General features: G+C 35.7%; 19 protein-coding genes. All 19 read left to right on the forward strand.

The window, feature by feature from the left end; all coding sequences use genetic code 11:
• Nucleotides 1-6: 6 nt before the first annotated feature.
• The 19 genes from LQ227_RS22705 (at nt 7) to LQ227_RS22795 (ending at nt 21,301) form a co-directional block, all read left to right on the forward strand.
• Nucleotides 7-2,091 carry a SurA N-terminal domain-containing protein gene (locus tag LQ227_RS22705; RefSeq protein ID WP_230151249.1) on the forward strand — a complete coding sequence of 695 codons (2,085 nt, stop codon included), beginning with the start codon at nt 7-9 and terminating at the stop codon, nt 2,089-2,091.
• A gap of 66 nt (nt 2,092-2,157) precedes the next feature.
• A complete protein-coding gene (locus LQ227_RS22710; RefSeq protein ID WP_230143396.1) occupies nt 2,158-2,673 on the forward strand; it encodes a DUF2480 family protein in 516 nt (171 codons plus the stop codon).
• 103 nt (nt 2,674-2,776) lie between these two features.
• Complete coding sequence (locus tag LQ227_RS22715; protein WP_230143465.1) at nt 2,777-3,550, forward strand: DUF3108 domain-containing protein; 774 nt, start codon at nt 2,777-2,779, stop codon at nt 3,548-3,550.
• A 2-nt stretch (nt 3,551-3,552) separates the two neighbouring features.
• Entirely contained in the window at nt 3,553-4,116 is a 564-nt protein-coding gene (locus LQ227_RS22720; protein WP_131029599.1) for a DUF3109 family protein, read from the forward strand.
• A 243-nt stretch (nt 4,117-4,359) separates the two neighbouring features.
• Complete coding sequence (rfbB, locus tag LQ227_RS22725; RefSeq protein ID WP_230143397.1) at nt 4,360-5,412, forward strand: dTDP-glucose 4,6-dehydratase; 1,053 nt, start codon at nt 4,360-4,362, stop codon at nt 5,410-5,412.
• Nucleotides 5,412-5,960 (forward strand): dTDP-4-dehydrorhamnose 3,5-epimerase, encoded by a 549-nt coding sequence (gene rfbC / locus LQ227_RS22730; protein WP_230143398.1) that lies wholly within the window; start codon nt 5,412-5,414, stop codon nt 5,958-5,960. The genes rfbB and rfbC overlap by 1 nt, the downstream gene beginning before the upstream one ends.
• Nucleotides 5,957-6,814 (forward strand): dTDP-4-dehydrorhamnose reductase, encoded by an 858-nt coding sequence (gene rfbD / locus LQ227_RS22735; protein WP_230143399.1) that lies wholly within the window; start codon nt 5,957-5,959, stop codon nt 6,812-6,814. The genes rfbC and rfbD overlap by 4 nt, the downstream gene beginning before the upstream one ends.
• A gap of 72 nt (nt 6,815-6,886) precedes the next feature.
• Nucleotides 6,887-7,747 carry a glucose-1-phosphate thymidylyltransferase RfbA gene (gene rfbA / locus LQ227_RS22740; RefSeq protein WP_230143400.1) on the forward strand — a complete coding sequence of 287 codons (861 nt, stop codon included), beginning with the start codon at nt 6,887-6,889 and terminating at the stop codon, nt 7,745-7,747.
• A gap of 84 nt (nt 7,748-7,831) precedes the next feature.
• Nucleotides 7,832-9,274, forward strand: coding sequence for an MBOAT family protein (locus LQ227_RS22745; protein WP_230146649.1), 1,443 nt, complete (start codon nt 7,832-7,834; stop codon nt 9,272-9,274).
• Between the two features lie 2 nt (nt 9,275-9,276).
• Nucleotides 9,277-10,278 (forward strand): hypothetical protein, encoded by a 1,002-nt coding sequence (locus tag LQ227_RS22750; RefSeq protein ID WP_230143402.1) that lies wholly within the window; start codon nt 9,277-9,279, stop codon nt 10,276-10,278.
• A gap of 131 nt (nt 10,279-10,409) precedes the next feature.
• Nucleotides 10,410-11,687: a nucleotide sugar dehydrogenase gene (locus tag LQ227_RS22755; RefSeq protein WP_230143403.1), complete on the forward strand. Its 1,278-nt coding sequence runs from the start codon at nt 10,410-10,412 to the stop codon at nt 11,685-11,687.
• A gap of 1,578 nt (nt 11,688-13,265) precedes the next feature.
• Complete coding sequence (gene gmd, locus LQ227_RS22760; protein WP_230143404.1) at nt 13,266-14,402, forward strand: GDP-mannose 4,6-dehydratase; 1,137 nt, start codon at nt 13,266-13,268, stop codon at nt 14,400-14,402.
• 347 nt (nt 14,403-14,749) lie between these two features.
• Nucleotides 14,750-15,490 (forward strand): tyrosine-protein phosphatase, encoded by a 741-nt coding sequence (locus LQ227_RS22765; RefSeq protein WP_230143406.1) that lies wholly within the window; start codon nt 14,750-14,752, stop codon nt 15,488-15,490.
• A gap of 161 nt (nt 15,491-15,651) precedes the next feature.
• Nucleotides 15,652-16,461, forward strand: coding sequence for a polysaccharide biosynthesis/export family protein (locus LQ227_RS22770; protein ID WP_230143408.1), 810 nt, complete (start codon nt 15,652-15,654; stop codon nt 16,459-16,461).
• A 26-nt stretch (nt 16,462-16,487) separates the two neighbouring features.
• A complete protein-coding gene (locus tag LQ227_RS22775; protein WP_230143409.1) occupies nt 16,488-18,839 on the forward strand; it encodes a tyrosine-protein kinase in 2,352 nt (783 codons plus the stop codon).
• 1 nt (nt 18,840) lies between these two features.
• Nucleotides 18,841-19,251 (forward strand): FdtA/QdtA family cupin domain-containing protein, encoded by a 411-nt coding sequence (locus tag LQ227_RS22780; protein WP_230143411.1) that lies wholly within the window; start codon nt 18,841-18,843, stop codon nt 19,249-19,251.
• Entirely contained in the window at nt 19,244-19,663 is a 420-nt protein-coding gene (locus LQ227_RS22785) for an FdtA/QdtA family cupin domain-containing protein (protein ID WP_230143413.1), read from the forward strand. Before LQ227_RS22780 ends, LQ227_RS22785 begins: the two co-directional genes overlap by 8 nt.
• Nucleotides 19,653-20,204: an acyltransferase gene (locus LQ227_RS22790; RefSeq protein ID WP_230143415.1), complete on the forward strand. Its 552-nt coding sequence runs from the start codon at nt 19,653-19,655 to the stop codon at nt 20,202-20,204. Before LQ227_RS22785 ends, LQ227_RS22790 begins: the two co-directional genes overlap by 11 nt.
• Entirely contained in the window at nt 20,201-21,301 is a 1,101-nt protein-coding gene (locus tag LQ227_RS22795) for a DegT/DnrJ/EryC1/StrS aminotransferase family protein (protein WP_230143416.1), read from the forward strand. The genes LQ227_RS22790 and LQ227_RS22795 overlap by 4 nt, the downstream gene beginning before the upstream one ends.
• Nucleotide 21,302: the final 1 nt, after the last annotated feature.

The following is a 21,302-nucleotide window of genomic DNA, read 5'->3' on the forward strand; positions in this document are numbered from 1 at the left end:
TACAATATGGGATTAATGACATTTTTGCGTAACCGTGCAGGCTATATTCTAGTTTTTGCCATCGGTTTTGCAATTGTTGCATTTTTAGTAGGTGATGCAATTAACGTGGGTAAACCTTTTTGGGCAGCAGATCAAAAAGTTGTAGGATCAATTGATGGTAAGGATATCAGTATTGATGAATTCGGACCAAAGGTTGATCAGGGTGTAAACCAGATGAAACAACAATATGGCGGCAGTGCAAATGCACAGATGACTGCTATGGCTGTAGATCAGGCATGGAATGCAGAGTTGGCAAAAGTTTTGTTAACTAAAGAGTACGATCGTTTAGGTTTAACAGTTTCTGAAGATGAACTGGTAGATCTATTACAAGGTCAAAACCCTAGCCCCCTAATTAAACAATATTTCTCTAATCCTCAGACAGGACAGTTAGACCGTGCTACCTTGATGAACTTTCTAAAATCGAAAGAACCTCAGGCTTTGCAGCAATCTAATATGTTACAGGAAGAAATTAAAAACCAGGCCCTGCAGACAAAATATTCTAACCTGATCCGTAATTCGGTTTATGTAACTTCTTTAGAAGCTACTGATGAATATACTAACCGCAATAAACTGGCTAATTTTAAATATGTAAGTTTAGATTATACTTCTATTCCCGATGCTGCTGTTAAATTAACAGACAACGACTACTCAGAATATTATGAGCAGAACAAAGCACGTTTCAACAATCCACAAGAAACACGTGCTTTTGAGTACGTCAGTTTCAGTATCAGTCCAACCAAAGCAGATTCATTGGCAATCAAAGCTCAGGTAGACAAAATTGCTGCTGATTTCCAGGTGGCTAAAAACGATTCACTTTTCGCTGCAATCAATTCAGACGTAAAAGTTCCGTTTACTTATATCACAAAAGGTAAATTGGATCCTGCGGTTGATTCAGCAGTATTCGCTTTACCAGCAGGTAGTTTTTACGGCCCAAAATTAACAGGTAACTCATACAAAATTGTAAAGGTAGTATCTACCCGTATTTCTCCTGATTCAGTAAAAGCAAGCCACATCTTAATCGATCCGGCTAAAGTTGGTGGCGAAGATAAAGCACTTAAGTTAGCTGATTCATTAAAAGCATTAATTTTAAAAGGCGCTAATTTTGCAGAACTGGCTAAAAACTATAGTGTAGACGGTTCGAAAGATAAAGGTGGTGAAATGCCAGCTTTTGCCCGTGGCGCTATGGTTCCTGAGTTTGAGAATGCAGCCTTTGATGGAAAGACAGGAGATCTTAAAGTAGTAAAGTCTCAATTTGGCTACCATGTGCTTAAAATCGAAAAACAGATCGGGTCATCTAAAGTAGCTAAATTAGCTTACGTAGAAAAAGCATTAAATGCAAGTAGCAAAACCCAGGCGGCTGCCTACAAAGCAGCAAGCAATTTCTTAACTGAGGTGAAAGGTAACGACTTTAGCAAATTTGCTGCACAAAAAGGATTAAAAGTTACTGTTGCTGATAAGGTTGCATCAACACAAGGATTTGCAGCTGGATTGGATAACCCACGTAAATTAATTCAGGATGCTTACGCAGCAGACAAAGGTGATGTATTACCAGAAATTTATACCATGAGCAATGCTTATGTTGTGGCCCGTTTAACTACAATCAGCCCTAAAGGTATTTTATCATTAGCTGATGTGAAGAAAGAAATTGAGCCAATGGTAATTAATGCAGTCAAAGCAAAACAATTAAAAGAAAAATTGGCCAACGCAGGTAAAGGAAGTATCGACCAGGTTGCAGCTAAAGTTGCACGTCCGGTTAATCCAGTACAGAACGTGGTATTTGCCAATCCGGTAATCCCGGGTGTAGCACAGGAAAATGCTTTAGTAGGAAGCGTTTTTGGTTCACAGCCAGGTAAAGTATCTGCTCCTGTTCAGGGTGAACGTGGTGTTTATGTATTTTCAGTTGATGGATTTACAAATCCTGCACCAATTGCAAATATGTTTAAACAAAAAGAAAGCATGATGTTAAGTTTAGGACAGCGTTCATTAGGATCGGCTTTCCAGGCTTTACAGGAAAATGCCAAGATAAAAGACAATCGTGTGAAATTCTATTAAATAGAAAATACGTAATTTTGTAACCGTTCCGATGATTAGTCGGAACGGTTTTTTTTATTTAAGGCCATGGAAATTCAGGAAAACATTATTAATAAAGTAGCCAATAGCGGTTTAATAACTTTAAATCTCGAAGATTTTTATCATAAAGGTGAAAGAGTGGTTTATGATATTGTAGACAATCTTTTTTCTGGTTTAATACTAAGAGAAAAGGATTTTAGAGAATTTATCAAAAATCACGACTGGGCGCAATATCAGGATAAGAATGTAGCCATTATCTGCTCGGCCGATGCAATTGTACCTACCTGGGCTTATATGCTGCTGGCGAATAGATTAAAACCTTATGCCAATGAAGTAGTATTTGGCGATTTAAATACATTGGAAGCTGTTTTATTTACCAAGGCACTGGCTAAAATTAATCCCCAAGATTATGCCAACGAGCGTGTGGTGGTAAAAGGATGTGGCGATATCGATGTTCCGGTTTCAGCCTATGTTGAGGTAACCAACCTGCTTACGCCAGTAGTTAAAAGCATTATGTTTGGCGAACCCTGCTCTACAGTTCCTGTATATAAAAGAAAAGATTAAATTTTGGTTTGCTTTTTGTATATCTTCATGGGAGAAAGAATTTAACCGCATTTTTTTTAGGAAACAGTTCTTTCCCAACAACACACAAATGAGTACAAAAGCAATGAAGAAATTATTTATAACCGTCACGGCTGGCTTATGCAGTCTTTTGGCAACGGCGCAGCAACTTCCCCTGAAGAAAGAGGCCGTATTTCAGGAAGGTGAAGTTTTGCAATATAAATTAAGGTACGGATTTATAACGGCGGCAGAAGCTACGATTAAGGTAGCCAATTCTGATTTAAAGTTTGATAACAGGCCTACCTATAAACTTACGGTTGATGCGCAGACTTCCGGAACTTTTGATGTGTTTTATAAGATAAGAGATCATTACGATTCGTATATCGATAAAACTGACCTTTTACCTTACTTCTATCAGGAGAATATCCGTGAGGCCAGTTATAGACGCCAGGATAAGGCACGTTTTACGCAGGATGCAAAGAAAGTAGTTTCGAACAGAGGAACTTTTACAACGCCAACTACTCAGACTTTTGATCTGGTTTCGGCTTATTATTTTGCCCGGAGCCTGGATATCAGTAAAATCAAAATTGGTGATAAGTTTAAACTGAACTATTTCTTGGGTGATGAAATCTCAGCCTTAGAGGTTGAATATATAGGAAAAGAAACGATTAAAAGTAAATTGGGGAACATCCGCTGTTTAAAATTTAGCCCATCCATTAAACCGGGAAGGATCTTTAAAAAAGATAGCCGGTTATACCTTTGGGTAACCGATGATGGAAACCGCGTGCCGGTAAAAGCCCAGGTAGAGATATTGGTGGGTGCGGTTACTATGGAATTAAAATCAGCCAGTGGGTTGAAATATGCTTTAGCAAAAGAATAATGATGATAGAAGTTGAACAGGTGCTGGTACACGAGGATGTATTGAAGGAAAATTTTGTTTGTAATTTAAGCAAATGTAAAGGGATCTGCTGTGTGGAAGGTGATTCGGGTGCACCATTGGATAATGACGAAAAAGCCATTTTGGAAGAGATATATCCGAAAATTAAACACCTGTTGAATGAAAAGGGCATTAAAGCCATTGAGGAACAAGGCGTTTATGTAGTTGATGAAGATGGCGATTTAACCACCCCTTGTGTAGATAAAAATAAAGAATGTGCTTACGTGCTTTTTGAGGGTGGTATTACGAAGTGTGCCATTGAAAAAGCGTATGAGCAAGGTATTGTAGATTGGCAGAAGCCGATTTCTTGTCACCTTTACCCTATCCGGATAACGAAATATCCAGAATTCGAAGTGCTAAATTACGATCGCTGGCACATTTGTCATGATGCTTGTACCTTTGGCCGTGAATTAAAGGTTCCAGTTTATAGCTTTTTAAAAGGACCGCTTATCCGTAAATATGGAGAAGAGTGGTATAAAGAATTGGAAAGTTCTGTGGCGGCGATGTAATTCGTCTTCCTTAAATTTTTATGTTTACTGGCGCAACAGTAAAGTCAAATATAAGCGTGATCTATACTTTTCTTGCGCATGTCTATTGCAACTGCAAGCTTATCTATTTATGCAGAAGATGTTCATAGAAATTAAGTAATTGCTTCTGAATTATTTCGTTCGGTTTTCAGCTTATGTCAAAATTAAGTTGTTTTTTGCCGAAATCTATCTTACTTTAGCAGAATTGAAAATCATATAATAACTGTGAAAAAAATCTTAATCACTGGTGGTGCGGGCTTTATTGGCTCTCATGTAGTTCGCCGTTTTGTTAACAACTATCCTCAATACGAGATCGTAAATTTAGATAAACTTACCTATGCAGGTAATCTGGCTAATTTAACCGATATTGAAAATAAGCCAAATTATAGATTTATAAAGGAAGATATTACCGATGCTAACGCGATGTTCGATCTGTTTAAAACAGAAAACTTCGATGCAGTTATTCACTTAGCCGCAGAGAGCCATGTAGATCGTTCTATTTCTGATCCAACAGCTTTCGTCATTACCAATGTAATTGGCACCGTAAATTTATTAAATGCAGCCCGCGAATATTGGAAAGGTGATTATGACAAAAAACGTTTCTATCATGTAAGTACCGATGAGGTTTATGGCGCCTTAGGTGAAACAGGTATGTTTACCGAAACTACGGCATACGACCCTCATAGTCCTTATTCGGCATCAAAAGCGAGTTCAGATCACTTTGTAAGGGCCTATCACGATACTTATGGCATGGACTGTGTAATTTCTAATTGCTCTAACAACTATGGTTCTCATCATTTCCCTGAGAAATTGATCCCACTGGCCATTAATAATATCAAAAATAACAAACCTGTACCGGTATATGGTAAAGGTGAAAATGTACGCGATTGGTTATGGGTAGAAGACCATGCGAGAGCAATTGATGTAATTTTCCACAATTCGAAAACAGGAGATACGTACAACATTGGTGGACATAATGAGTGGAAAAATATTGATCTGATCAATTTGCTTTGTACAATTATGGATCAAAAATTAGGTCGCGAAGCAGGAGAATCGGCTAAACTGATTACCTATGTAACCGACCGCGCAGGGCACGATTTACGTTATGCCATTGATTCGAGTAAATTACAAAATCAATTAGATTGGGTACCAAGCTTACAATTTGAAGAAGGTTTAGCCAAAACGGTAGACTGGTATTTACAAAACGAAGAATGGTTAAACAACGTAACCTCAGGCAATTATCAGTCTTACTACGAACAACAGTACAGCAGTAAATAATGGAAATTGAACAAACGGGATTAAAAGACTGTCTGATTATTAAGCCAAGGGTGTTCGAAGATCCCAGAGGATATTTTTTTGAAAGTTTTAACCAAAATACATTCGAAGAAAAAACGGGTTTATCAGGCAGGTTTGTTCAGGATAACGAATCTTATTCTTCTTACGGTGTAGTTAGAGGTTTACATGCCCAAACCGGAGAATTTGCGCAAGCCAAATTAGTGCGTGTAACCAAGGGAGAAGTATTGGATGTTGCGGTAGATGTACGTCCAAGCTCACCAACCTATGGTAAACATTTTGCCATACGCTTAAGTGCAGAGAATAAATTACAGCTTTATATACCAAGAGGTTTTATACATGGCTTTTCGGTATTGAGCGAAACGGCAGAATTTTTATATAAATGTGATAATTTTTTTAATAAAGCTTCAGAAACTGGGGTAATTTATAATGATGCGGACCTGAATATTGATTGGTTAATTCCGGAGAAAGATCTGGCGGTATCTGATAAAGATCTACTTTTAAAACCATTTTCAGCTTTAAAGCACATATGAGTAAAATACTAGTAATTGGTGCCGGCGGACAGTTAGGCCAGTGTTTGAAGGTGGTTGCGGAGCGAAGAGCAATTACAGAAATTGTTTTTCCAGCCGAGCAGGATGCAAATATCCTGAATGAGTTTGGTTTGAATGATCTGCTAGCTGCAGAGAAACCTGCTTTTGTGATTAATTGTGCCGCTTATACTGCTGTAGATAAAGCAGAGGATGAAGTTGAGCTGGCTAAAGCCATTAATGAAACAGGTGCAGGATACTTAGCCTCAGCTTGTTTTGTAAATGGGGCAACACTAATACATGTTTCTACCGATTTCGTTTTCGAAGGGAATGAAGTAAAATTACTAAAGGAAGACGACGAGGCTAAACCGATCAATGTTTATGGTGTAACCAAATTAGATGGAGAAAAAGCAGTTGTTTCAACACTGCCTGCTCACTTCATTATCCGCACCAGCTGGTTGTATTCTGAGTATGCCAACAACTTTGCAAAAACCATGCTTAAACTCGGTGCCGAGCGTGATGAACTGAATATCATTGCCGATCAGGTGGGTACACCAACCTATGCCATTGATCTGGCAAATGCCATTTTTGATATTATAAGTTCTTCATCCGCCACTTATGGCGTTTACCATTATAGCAATGAGGGCGTAACCTCATGGTTCGATTTTGCAAATGCGATTTTTGATATCAGCCAAACTAAGGTAAAAGTAAATCCTATTCCAGGTTCTGCTTACCCAACTAAAGCAATCCGGCCAGCATTTTCGGTGATGGATAAATCTAAAATCAAAGAAACATTTAATATTGAAATTCCTTACTGGAGAGATAGTTTGGTAGCGTGTATAAAACAAATTAATAAATAGAAGTAATACAGATGTTGAGATAGAGCCATTCGTCTCAAATCTAATGTCTCAAATCTCAAATCTAATCCTAATATGAAAGGTATAATCTTAGCTGGTGGCAGCGGAACCCGTTTGCACCCTTTAACTTTGGCTTGTAGTAAACAGATGATGCCGGTTTACGATAAGCCGATGATCTATTATCCACTATCGACCTTAATGTTGGCTGGTATAAAAGAAATTCTAATTATTTCTACGCCACACGATCTGCCAAATTTTGAGAAATTATTGGGCGATGGTGCTTCTTTGGGCTGTAAGTTTAGCTATGCTGTACAGGCCGAGCCGAATGGTTTAGCACAGGCTTTTGTGATTGGTGAAGACTTTATAGGTAAAGATAAAGTGGCCTTAGTATTGGGCGACAATATCTTCCATGGTGATGGTATGGCCAAACTCTTACAGGCCAGTGCTGATCCCGATGGCGGTGTGGTATTTGCTTATCAGGTTTCAGATCCTGAACGTTACGGTGTGGTAGAATTTGATGAAAATAAAAAGGCTATTTCGATTGAAGAGAAGCCTGTTAGCCCAAAATCTGATTATGCAGTGCCAGGATTGTATTTTTATGATAATGAGGTTGTCGAGATTGCCAAAAATATTAAACCTTCTCCCCGAGGTGAATATGAGATTACCGATGTAAACCGAATCTATCTGGAACGGGGTAAATTAAAAGTAGGCGTATTGAGCCGCGGTACAGCCTGGTTAGATACAGGAACATTCACCTCATTAATGCAGGCCGGACAATTTGTTCAGATCATAGAAGAAAGACAAGGCTTAAAGATAGGCTGCATTGAAGAAATCGCTTACCGTATGAGCTTTATCGATGCAGGACAGCTTAAGGCTATTGCTACGCCATTGGTTAAAAGTGGCTATGGCAGTTACCTGTTGAAGCAAATTAAATAATTTAATTCCTATGTGAGATTATTGTGGTCTATTGATCCAAAAATGAGCTAAACGTACATATTTTTAAGTTTCAAATTTTATTCGATGCTTTTTAATTCCCTGAGCTTTGCAATATTTTTGCCTGTAGTTTTTATTCTACATTGGTTTTTCTGTAAGAAGAAGCAATCCCAAAATATCCTTCTTTTAGTAGCAAGTTATTTTTTTTATGCTTGTTGGGATTGGAGGTTTTTGTTCTTGCTAGTTTTCTCAACATTATTGGATTACTACACAGGAATCAAGATGGCTGAAACAGATAACAAGGTTAGAAAATTCTGGTTTTGGCTTAGTATAGGTATTAACCTAGGGTTTTTAGCTGTATTTAAATACTTTAATTTTTTTGCTGATTCTTTTGCCGAATCAGTATCCCATTTGGGATACCATGTTAATCCATGGGTACTAACTATTATCCTACCCGTTGGAATTTCCTTTTATACTTTTCATGGTCTTTCCTACGTAATAGACATCTATAAAAAAAGAATTCCCGCTGAGCGAAATTTTGTAGACTATTCTCTTTTCGTTAGTTTTTTCCCCTTACTTGTTGCAGGGCCTATTGAAAGAGCAACTCACCTTTTACCGCAGATAAAGAAAAAAAGGGAATTTGACTATGCAAATGCCATAGATGGTTTAAGGCAGATTTTATGGGGACTATTTAAGAAGGTTGTTATTGCAGACCAATGCGCTAATTATGCTAATTTAATATTTAATAATTCTGAAAATTATTCCGGTAGCACCTTATTGCTTGGAGCTTTATTCTTTACCTTTCAAATATATGGTGATTTTTCAGGCTACTCAGATATAGCACTTGGTACTGCAAGATTATTCGGCGTTGATTTGCTCAAAAACTTTAACTTTCCATATTTCTCCAGAGATATAGCTGAATTTTGGAGACGTTGGCATATCTCTTTATCCTCATGGTTTAAGGATTATTTATATATTCCTTTGGGAGGTAGCAAAGGTGGAACGCTTGTTAAAGTAAGAAATACGTTCATAATATTTTTAGTAAGTGGATTTTGGCATGGAGCTAATTGGACATTCATTGCTTGGGGATTTTTAAATGCACTCTATATAATGCCATCAATTGTTTTCAATAAAAATAGAGTGAACATGGATATTGTTGCACATGGCAAGCGTTACCCAACCCTTAAGGAAGTTTTATCTATAAGCCTCACTTTTTTTCTAACCGTTATCGCTTGGATTTTCTTTAGGTCGCCCAGTATACATTCTGCTTTTGAGTATCTTGTAAAGATATTTTCTAGTTCGCTTTTTACTTTGCCCAAATTTGTCGGGATATCATCGGCATTGGGAGTGCTTTTTGTAACCATGTGTTTTTTTATCATAGAATGGATTGGCAGAGAGCAAAATTATGCTATTGAAAAAATTGGATTAAGTTGGTCTAGGCCTTTAAGGTGGAGTGCTTATTATATTTTAGTATTTGCAATTTTATATTCATCTGGTGGCGAACAGCAGTTTATTTACTTTCAATTCTAACAATGAAATCTTTCTTAAAACAATTATTTATTTTTGCACTTTGTGGATTTGGAGTTATGCTAATATTTATACTAAGCTACTGTATAAATGATCCATTCAAAGTTCTTAAAAAGTATAGCGATTATTCTTATCCTTTTGTCATACCTAACAGAGACTTTATCTCGACAGAAATGCTTGTGAAGAATTATCCTAAGTATCACTATAATTCATTTATTTTTGGCAGCTCAAGAACTTTGGCTTATAGACCAAATTCTTGGGTGAAGAAATTAGATGAAAAGGATAAGGTCTTTATGTTTGATGCATCTGCAGAATCTATATATGGCATATACACTAAGTTAAAGTTTCTTGATTCTAGAAATATCAATATAAAAAATGCCTTAATTATTCTGTGTAGAGATGTTTCTTTTTTAAATAAGACTAATCATCAGGGTCATTTATTTATCAAAGATCCTTTAACTTCTGGAGAGAGTGAATTTGATTTTCAGGCAACTTTTTTTAAAGCCTACCTCAATCCAAAATTTCTTTTTAGTTACTATGTTTATTTGAATACAAAAAAATATAAGCCATTTATGGCAGGCTATATAGAAAATAGAAGGATAAGGTTTGATCCTGTTAATAATGCAATAACAATAATTGATCAAGAAGAGGAAATTACAAATCAGACTAAAAGATACTACGAGGTTAGAAATAAACTATTTTATAAAAGGGACAAAGAACAAGTAGACAGCGTTGTTGAAATTAACAAAGAATTCGATTACATGCTAAATGAAATTAAAAGGATTTTGGTTAAACATAAAACTAATTACAAAATAGTATTGAGCCCCCTTTATGAGCAGATTAAGTTTAATCCAAAAGATTTGAAAAAATTACATAATTTATTTGGAGAAAATGTGTATGATTTTTCTGGGAAAAGTATTTTCTCAGAAAAAGTCACAAATTATTATGAAATAAGTCATTATAGGCCAATAGTGGGCGATAGTATCTTAAATATTATTTATAAATAATTTATTTTAATTTGGGATGGGAGCGATAGCTTATTTTAAATTATTAGCTAGGAGATTATCATTTGGAAAGCAAGCTTTTTACTTGAAATAGCGCTTTTGATAATTATATCTTTGCAAAACCACCAGAAAAAATGAATACAGAAAAGCAAATTGCCATTATTGGTTTAGGTTATGTTGGACTACCACTTGCTATCGAATTTGCTAAGAAATATAAAGTAATTGGTTTTGACACGAATGAGGAACGGGTAGCTGAGTTAAATCAATTAAAGGATCGAACAAATGAAGCAAATTTGGAAGATCTGAAAACTGTAATTGCTGCGTCGGAGATGGGATTAACCCTCAGCGCCAATTTAGCCGACCTGGCCACATGCACCGTCTATATCGTTACGGTACCTACTCCTATCGACCAACTCAAACGGCCAGATCTGCAACCTTTACTTGCAGCCAGCAAAATGTTAGGTATCGTATTAAAAGCAGGTGATATCGTCATTTATGAATCGACTGTTTACCCTGGCTGTACCGAAGAAGATTGCGTACCTGTTCTAGAAAAAATTTCAGGGTTAAAATACAATATTGATTTTTTCTGTGGCTATTCTCCAGAACGGATTAATCCTGGAGATAAAATTAATACCCTTACCAAAATTAAAAAGGTAACCTCTGGCTCTACGCCTGCGATTGCTGCTGAAATTGATGAACTTTATGCTTCTATTATTACTGCCGGTACGCATTTGGCACCCAGCATTAAAGTAGCAGAAGCTTCAAAAGCCATAGAAAATGCACAACGTGATGTGAATATTTCTTTTGTAAACGAACTGGCATTAATTTTCGATCGCATGGGAATCGACACAGCTGATGTGCTGGCGGCTGCTGCAACCAAATGGAATTTTCTAAACTATAAACCCGGCCTGGTTGGCGGCCATTGTATTGGCGTAGATCCATATTACCTGGCGCATAAATCGGAGGCTTTGGGCTATAAACCTGAAGTAATCCTCTCCGGCAGAAGGGTAAATGATAATATGGGGATGTTTGTGGCCAATAAAGTGATCAAAATGCTGGTGGCCAAAGAAAAAGTAATTAATGGCGCTAAAGCCCTAATCTTAGGTTTCGCTTTTAAAGAAAATTGCCCTGATATCAGGAATACAAGGGTAATTGATATTTACAAGGAACTGAAAGCTTTTAGTATGGATGTTGATATATATGATCCATGGGCTAATAGGGATGAAGTGAAAGCGGAGTATGGCATCGAAATGATTAATGATGGTCAGTTTAAACATTACGATGCTGTTATCCTTGCTGTGGCGCACCAGCAGTTTTTAGACATTGATTATCGCAGTATTAAAGAAAAAGGGGCACTCATTTTTGATACCAAATCTTTTATCGACAGAAATTTGGTGGATGCCAGGTTATAGGCACTTCGCTTCCAACATGCTGATTAGCATGAGTAGGACCATTAACACCGTGCGTCATTCTCTCGCAGGCGGGAATCTTAATGGCAATAATCCGATGGTTATTGGATGGAAGCCGGAATTGAGCGAGCTAGCCTGTACCCATTTTGTCGGTAAAGTAATCTTCATAGAGAGGTTCATTGATGTTTTTACCACCAAGTCACAAAGATGCGAAGATTGCTTGTGTTAGCCGGTATTTTTAGTGTTATCAAGGGTTTGGAAAGCAGGTTTTGTGTGCATCGGTTCTGCTAGTTCCGCTTTCCTTTTGCCCCGATAGAAAAAATCACGAGCATTCATTCAGGTTTAGTTTCTTAAAGAAGCGCTTAATAAATATTAATAGCTTTGTGTTCTTGTTGCCTTTGTGATTAATGCTGTTTTTTAGGCTATTATTTATACAGTCTTCATTCTCGCGCAGGTGGGAACTAAACGCATGAGCGGCTAATATATTCGGGCTTTTTGTATTTTGCTTTTCCCGCGTTGTCTATCCCCAATACCGACACAGCTGTGACCCAAAATAATCCTAGCTAAGTTTCCCTTCACCTTTTATTTAGCTATTGTTAACCAGCTAACCTAAAGCGACGCAAATCTTTGATATCGCTGATCTTCAACATGGTTCTGTTTCAACCAAAGCAAGTCCGAAGCAGAAGGCAAGTAGGTGTACAGCAAGGCATAGGCAAGCCTGGCCGGAAGTCGGAGTAAACGTGCCGTAAAGGTGGGATTCGGGATATTTTTTTTGGATTTTAATCAGATTTATTGAATTGGGTGATCATCCCTTTTGTTTAACCTAATATACTAAATTATAGTGATCCGGAATGAAATAATCAAAATTAACGGGCAACTTGGCCGCCTTTTTTTACAAATGCGGTAATCAGGATATGGTAAGAAAAAAGCCGCCCACTAATAGGAACCTGTAGGGAAAGTAGTCCGTATTTGGTACAGTCAGTAGAAATGCGGCTTACATCAGAAAAGCATTTGTCATGCCGGTAAACTTTATGCTTATGGCTATTTCCCAATCGTCTAAATAAGCTTGTTATTCGCATCTTTAAAATCGTCCAGCCAGAACATGCAGGTGATAAAAAATTGATTGATAAGGCTATTTTGCTTAAAGGTTTTGAATTTAACACCAGCATACCCTACAGCAGTTATAGCCTGATGTAACGGATTTATGTATCGAGACCAATGGATTAGTAAAACTCCAGTGGAACATTCAAGGTATAGGTCGTTTGTCAACTTCATTTCGAATATGATCGTTGGTTTGATTGCTTATTCATTCTTTCCTAAAAACCGACTATTAATTACCAAAAGCATCCGTAAATCAAATTTTGCATGCTGATTAACGAATCCCGGTTAAAAAGTAAACAAGGTACATTATCATTGCAAGTAAAAGACATAAAATTCGATGAGCGCAAGCTTCAAAAGTACGAACATAAGCAGTCATTTGATCGTGTTTGATAGGGAAATAAGATTAAATTACCATTTAAAAACACTCATCAATCAAATAAATTATTCTGTATGTTTGTAGCCTACAAATTATTGATTGATATGAAAGTTGCTTTAATTACAGGTGTTACAGGACAGGATGGTGCTTATTTAGCAGAATTTTTACTGAAAAAGGATTACTTTGTTCATGGATTAAAGCGACGTTCGTCATCATTTAATACCGATCGTATTGATCACCTTTATCAGGACCAACATGAGCAGAATGTACATTTTAAATTGCATTACGGCGATTTAACTGATTCGACCAACCTGATCCGTATTATTCAGGAAATACAACCTGATGAAATTTATAATCTCGCGGCAATGAGCCATGTGCATGTAAGTTTTGAGATGCCTGAGTATACTGCCAATGCAGATGGTATTGGGACCCTGAGACTTTTAGAGGCCGTACGTATTTTGGGTTTAACGAAGAAAACTAGAGTCTACCAAGCCAGTACTTCAGAGTTATATGGTTTAGTTCAAGCTGTTCCACAAAGTGAAACTACACCCTTTTACCCGCGGTCACCATATGCAGTAGCCAAGATGTATGCCTATTGGATCACCGTAAATTACAGAGAGGCTTATAGTATGTTTGCCTGTAACGGCATTTTGTTTAATCATGAGAGCCCTTTAAGGGGCGAAACTTTCGTTACGCGTAAAATTACCCGTGCTGCAGCTAAAATTGCATTAGGCTTGCAGAAATGCCTTTATTTAGGTAATCTTTCTGCCCAAAGAGATTGGGGCCATGCCAAAGATTACATCGAGGCCATGTGGTTAATTTTGCAGCAAGAAAAACCAGAAGATTTCGTGATTGCTACCGGTATTACGACAACAGTTCGCGATTTTGTACGCATGAGTTTTGCCGAATTGGGCATAGATATCGAGTTTTCGGGGAAAGACGAAAATGAAAAAGGTGTAATTATAGGGTTAGATGTTGAGGTGGTTAGCCGTTTAGGCCTAGATCCTGAAAAACTGTTTTTAGGTAGCACAGTAGTAAAAGTAGATCCTAAATATTTCAGGCCAACGGAAGTAGATTTATTATTGGGAGATCCAACAAAATCTAAAACGCAATTGGGCTGGGAACCTAAATATGACTTAGCGGCTTTAGTTAAAGATATGGTCATTTCTGACCTTCATTTAATGAAAAAGGATGAATACTTAAAATCGGGCGGATTTAAGACACTTAACTATTTTGAATAATGACTCTGTCTTAATTTTGACAGATTTGATGTTTATGTGTTAACTATTTGTTATGAGCACGTTAAAAAATAAAAAAAACATTGCTAATTTATGCCTATCAGGCTTATGAAATTGTTTTTTTGTTAAAAGTTTGCAAAAGTATCTACTTTTTGTCTCATTTCCTCTACTTTTGATCTGTATCTTACGATCTTTATTTGTGATGTAGATAGATTATTGCATATTGCGCAATAAAAACATTAGTTTACGGTTATACTGTAAATTAAATTTGTTGCGCTTAATGGTTTAGCCTTGTTTAAGGGCTGTCAGTTTAAGTTTTTATTTTAACATTTAGTATTATATAAGTTTGTATGTTAAGCTTTTTTAATAGGAAAAATAAAGTTACGGATATCTCTTGGCTCGGAGTGGACATGCATTCGCATATATTACCAGGGATTGATGATGGATCACCTGATGTAGCTACTTCATTGCGCTTTGTAAAAAGTCTTCAAGAATTAGGTTTTGATCAATTAATTTGCACCCCTCATATTTATAGGGAACTTTATCCGAATACCGTTGAAACAATCTCTGCTGCTAAAGCAGCTCTTCAGGAAGCGTTGGACAAGGAAAATATATTATTTAAATTGGGTGCTGGTGCAGAGTACATGATTGATCAGGATTTTAGTTTACAAAATGAGTTATGTCCTTTAGATCAGAAGCATCTATTGATTGAAATGTCTTACTTGAATGAAAGCCCGAGTATAAGCCAAACAATATTTGACATCGAAATAAAAGGATATAAGCCAATTTTAGCTCACCCTGAACGTTATACATTTTATTTCAGAGACATAACCAGGTTAAAGAGATTTAAAGAAAAAGGATGTTTATTACAGTTAAATTTATTATCAGTTTTGGGGTACTATGGAAAAGATGTCAAACAATTAGCCGAAGTTCTATTGAAGGAAAAAATGTATGACCTAGCAGGCACAGATCTTCACCATGATAAGCACTTAAATGTTTTAAAAGAATCTATTCTTTCTGGAAAGCTTTATGATATTATTGGTAGTTATAGTTTCAAAAATCAAGAATTATTCAGCTCAATTTTGGTTTAGTACTTAATCAACTAATCTTTCCCATAAACTAATGTTCAATTTTCCATCAAAATCTGAAATGTTTAAATCTGAAATTAAAGATTTTCAGATATTACAATTAAATGTTTAAGTTTGCAAACTGTTTAAAATGGTCAAATTTCATTTTAAATGGGATCTATACTATGAATAAAAAAATAAATGTGTATAAACGGCTACAAATTACTAGCCTAATATTCGTAATCGCCTTAAGTTCTTCCTGTGTTAGCAATAAGAAAATCGCTTACTTTCAAGACATTCAAACTGTTAATCAGGCCAAATTAGAAAATTCAATTGCCTTTATTGAGCCAATTATACAAACAGATGATATTTTGAGTATCAATATATTTACTTTAAATCCACAAAGTGGTGCTATAGTTAATCAAGCTGCAGCTAATACTGTTTTGGGAGGAGGGGCTAATACGGCACTTGCTTCCCAACAAGTAAATGGCTTTTTGGTAGATCGTAACGGTGAGGTAGAATTGTCACTCATAGGAAAAGTAAAAGTTAGTGGTTTAACAACATACAATGCACGTGAGTTAATTCGCGAAAAGGCTGCTGTAGTATATAAAGAACCAAATGTTCAACTAAGATTTGCTAACTTCAAAGTTAGTGTGCTAGGTGAAGTAAATGCCCCTTCTGCATATACCTTACCAAATGAGAAGGTATCTGTTTTAGATGCTTTAAGTTTGGCTGGAGATTTGACCATTTATGGCAAAAGAGAAAATGTTTTGGTAATTAGAGAGACAAATGGGAAAAAAGAATTCGGCCGTTTAGATCTCAATTCATCGGATATTTTTAATAGTCCATACTACTATTTAAAGCAAAATGATGTAGTATATGTTGAACCAAATAAACGTAAAGTTTCAGCCTCAAATTCAGCTCAAATTCAAACGATTGGTGTAATTGCTTCTGTTATATCTGTTATAGTTTTAGCTATAAGCAATTTTAAATAAACCAAAATATACTAGCGAAATTATAAATGAATACCTATTCTGAGAAAAAAAACCTTCAAAATTTAGAAGGTGATAGCATTGATATAAAACAAATTTTTCTAAAAATCAAAGACAAATGGTCTTGGTTCTTTATCAGTGTCATTTTTTGTTTATTTATATCTTTTTTATACATAAGGTATACTCCCCCAATTTATCAAATTAATGCCAGAGTATTAGTAAACGATGATGAAAAAGGAGGAGGTATTGGCAAACAAGCTGGTGCACTTATGGATTTGGGAGGTATTCTTGGTGGAAAAAATTCTGTTGATAATGAAGCCGAAATTTTAAAAACAAGATCTTTAATGGATCAGGTTGTTAGGCAAATGAAATTGAATATTGTCTACACTAAGAAAGGAAGTTTAACTAATCGGGAGGTATATGAATCACCATTCAAGATTAATTTAATTCAAGAGGTTGATACAATTAGTTTTACGAAATTAAAGATTGATTTAGAAAAAAACAATAAAATAAGTATTTCCGGTAAGGATATTGATTTAGAAGTAAATTGGGGGCAAATCTTTGAAATAAAAGGGATTGGAAAGCTTTCGATATCAAAAGAAGATTTAGTGGGACCAAATAAAGGAATTTACTATGTGTCGATTAGTTCTATTGATGAAAGAGTTGCTACGTTAATGAAGCAACTTAGTGTAGGCGTTTATAATAAACAAGTTACTATTATTGATTTAGGCTTTTCATATCCTGTGCCTAAAAAAGGAGAAGATATCCTGAATGCATTGATAAAACAGTATACTCAATCTAACCTGAATGATAAAAACGTAATTGCTGATAGTACAACTAAATTTATTCAAAAAAGATTGAGTTTAATTGCTAGTGAATTAGGTGATGTTGAGAATAAAGTTCAAAGTTTTAAAACTAATAATAAGCTTGCTGATATGAGCGAGCAGGGAAGATTATTGGTTCAGAGCTCTGGTGAAATTACTTCTGAACTCGCTAAAGCAGAAACACAAGTTTCAATATTAAATGACCTTGAAAAGTATTTGAAAGATACTGGTAAAAATCAAAGGGTTTTCCCTACATCTTTATTGCCACAAGATATGGTTTTTTCTGGCCTAATGAATCAGTATAACACTTTGCTTATCGAAAGAGACAAACAATTATTAAGTGTTACCGAAGAAAGCCCATTTATTAAAAATTTGGACACTCAAATTTCTGAAATGAGGAAAGGGATTTTATCAAATATTCAAAGCACGAAGAATACATTTGTTGTAACGAGAGATAAATTAATGTCTCAATTGAATCAATCGGAAGGTAAGATAAGTAATGTGCCTCAAATTGAAAAAGACTACTTAAAACTTGCTAGAAATCAACAGATAAAGCAAGAATTGTACATATTTTTAATGCAAAAGGCAGAAGAAACAGCAATTTCTAAAACTTCAAATATTTCTATTGCTAAAACAATCGACCCACCCAAAGCTGCCGTCCTGCCGGTTAGTCCCAAAAAAAATATAGTTTACTTAATAGGCTTATTTATCGGTTTAATCGTTCCTATAACAGTTGTTTTTGTTGTTGATATAATGAATACTGGTATTGGAACTAAGGATGATGTAACTAACCGTACTTCTGTGCCAGTTATTGGGGAGATAAGTCATAATGAGTCGGATGATAATTTAATAGTCGCGAATAAGGGAAGATCTGCCATTTCAGAACAGTTCAGAGCTTTGCGAACTAATTTATCGTTTTATTTGAAAAACGAGAACGACAAAGTTATTTTGCTCACTTCAAGCATGAGTGGTGAAGGGAAATCTTTTACTGCAATAAATTTGGGTAATATTTTAGCCTTAGCTGGTAAGAAAGTTTTATTAATGGAATTAGATTTAAGAAAGCCTGGTCTTTCTGTAAAACTAGGTGTCTCCAATGATATAGGTTTTAGTAATTTTACCATTGATTCTTCTTTAAAGCCTGCCAATATTGTTAAGCAACTCACAATTAACAAAAATATGTATATCGTTTCTTCAGGCCCATTACCTCCTAATCCTGCCGAAACAATAATGAGTGAATATACCCCTGGCTTAATTGCTGAACTAAAGAAAGAGTTCGATTATATTATTATGGATGCACCACCAATAGGCATTATTGCAGACGCACAACTTTTAGCGAAATATGCAGATGTTACATTATATCTTGTGAGGCAGAAATTTACCAAAAAGGATCAATTAAATATTGTTGAGGAACTTTACAGCTCTGGCAAAATGAAGAACATGGGGATTGTGGTTAATGATATTAGTAGCAAATATTACGGTTATGGTTACGGTTACGGTAACTATGGTCAGAGTGAAAATCAAAAGTGGTACTCTAGTATTTTTAAAAGAATGAAATAAAATGGGAATTGATAAAGTTAAAATTATACAGCTACCTAAAATACTTGATGAGCGTGGAAATCTTTCTTTTCTTGAAGAAGGAAACCAGTTGCCCTTTGATATTAAGCGTACTTATTGGATTTACGATGTACCTGGAGGTGAAATTCGTGGGGGGCATAGTTATTATAGAAATGAAGAGCTTATAATCGCTTTATCTGGAAGCTTTGATGTTGTAATTAATGATGGAATTGAGGGCAAAACGTTTTCACTAAATCGCTCGTACTATGGGATGTATGTGCCAAGTGGTATATGGCGGCATATGGAAAATTTTTCTACAAACTCTGTAGCGCTGATAGTTTCTTCCACCGATTATGATGAAACTGATTATGAAAGAGATCTTGATAAATTTAAACTGTCCAAAAACAATGCGTAAAATTACAACCTATGACTGTTCTGTTTTTGAACTTCCAAAAATAAAAGATAGGGCTGGCAATATAACGCCTGTTCATAATGATATAGAAATACCCTTTTCTATAAGAAGAATATTTTATTTATATGATATACCAGGTGGCGAATCACGAGGCGCTCACGCCCACAGGGAATGTCATCAATTTTTAGTTGCTGCAAGTGGTAGCTTTGAAGTTTTCTTGGATGATGGAAAGACAAAAAGAATTGTTCAATTAAATAGGCCTAATGTTGGTTTACATATTCCACCAGGAATCTGGGCTTCTGAAATCAATTTCTCATCAGGATCTATATGCTTGGTTTTTGCATCAAGCCATTATAATGAATCGGATTATATTAGAGACTATAATGACTTCTTAATTTATTCAAATGGGAATTAGTGTACATCATTTAGCTGATGTTCAAACCGACTCTATTGGGGAACTGACCTTTATTTGGCAGTTTACCGTAGTATTAGCGGGTGCAGTGATAGGAAAAAATTGTAACATCAATGCGAATTGTTTTATAGAAAATGATGTTGTTATAGGTGATAATGTAACTGTAAAGTCTGGAGTACAAATCTGGGATGGTATTAAAATTGAAAATGACGTTTTTATTGGACCTAATGTAACTTTTACTAATGATTTGTTACCACGCTCAAAACAATATCCAACAGAATTTAAAAAAACAATTCTAAAAAAAGGTTGTTCAATTGGAGCAAATTCTACAATAGTTGCCGGAATCGAAATTGGCGAGTACAGCTTAATTGGCGCTGGAAGTGTGTTAACAAAGAATGTACCACCTCATACTCTTTGGTATGGAAATCCGGCAAAATTAAGGGGATATTTAACAGAAGATCTGAAGATATTGGATCTTCAGTTACAGGATAAAGAAACAGGAGAGCAGTTTGTGCTTGATGGGTTTAAACCAATTAAATTATGATAAAATTTTTAGACTTATATAAGATTAATCAGCTTCATAAAAAGAATCTTCAAGACGCATTTGAACGCGTATTAGAATCAGGATGGTATATTATGGGATCTGAGTTAAGAAATTTTGAACAAAAATTCAGTAAGTATACGGGCGCGAAACACACAATCGGTGTGGCAAATGGATTAGATGCTTTAATCTTAATTATTAGAGCTTATAAAGAATTGGGTATTTTTAAAGATGGTGATGAAATTATTGTTCCATCAAATACTTACATAGCCAGTATATTGGCTATATCCGCTAATAATTTAAAGCCTATTCTTGTTGAACCTATTTTAGAAACATATAATCTTGACTATGGTTTAATAGAATCAAAAATTACGGAAAATACTGTTGCAATCTTACCAGTTCATTTATATGGCCAATTATGCGATATGGACAAGATTTGTGCTATAGGTGCTAAGTACGGACTCAAGGTAATTGAAGATTGTGCTCAATCTCATGGGGCAAAGTCGCCAAATGGGCGTTCTGCAGGAAATTTTGGTGATGCCGCTGGCTTTAGTTTTTACCCAGGAAAAAATTTAGGAGCATTGGGAGATGCTGGCGCTATTACTACGAATGATGACAATTTAGCAGAAACTATTCGCGCATTACTGAATTATGGCTCTCAGGTAAAATATGAGAATATATATAAAGGTGTAAACAGCAGGCTTGATGAACTCCAAGCAAGTTTACTTGAGGTAAAACTGGCAAGCCTTGATGATGAAACAGAATTAAGAAGAAAAGTGGCAAATCGGTATTTAACAGAAATTAAGAATCCGAAGATTAATCTTCCTGTTGTTGATTTTCAAGAAAGCCATGTTTGGCACTTATTTGTAATAAGAACGGAAAATCGCACCGAATTGCAACAATATCTGACTAGCCAAGGTATACAAACAGTGATACATTATCCTATTCCTCCTCACAAACAGAAGGCGTACGAAGAGCTTAATGATGTATCTTTACCTATTTCGGAAAAAATTCACCGGGAGGTGCTAAGCTTGCCAATAAGTCAGGTTATGTTAGATGAGGAAATTAGCCGTGTTATTGAGGTTGTAAATAACTACTAAT

This window comes from Pedobacter sp. Bi27 (assembly GCF_918698255.1).
Taxonomy (GTDB): domain Bacteria; phylum Bacteroidota; class Bacteroidia; order Sphingobacteriales; family Sphingobacteriaceae; genus Pedobacter.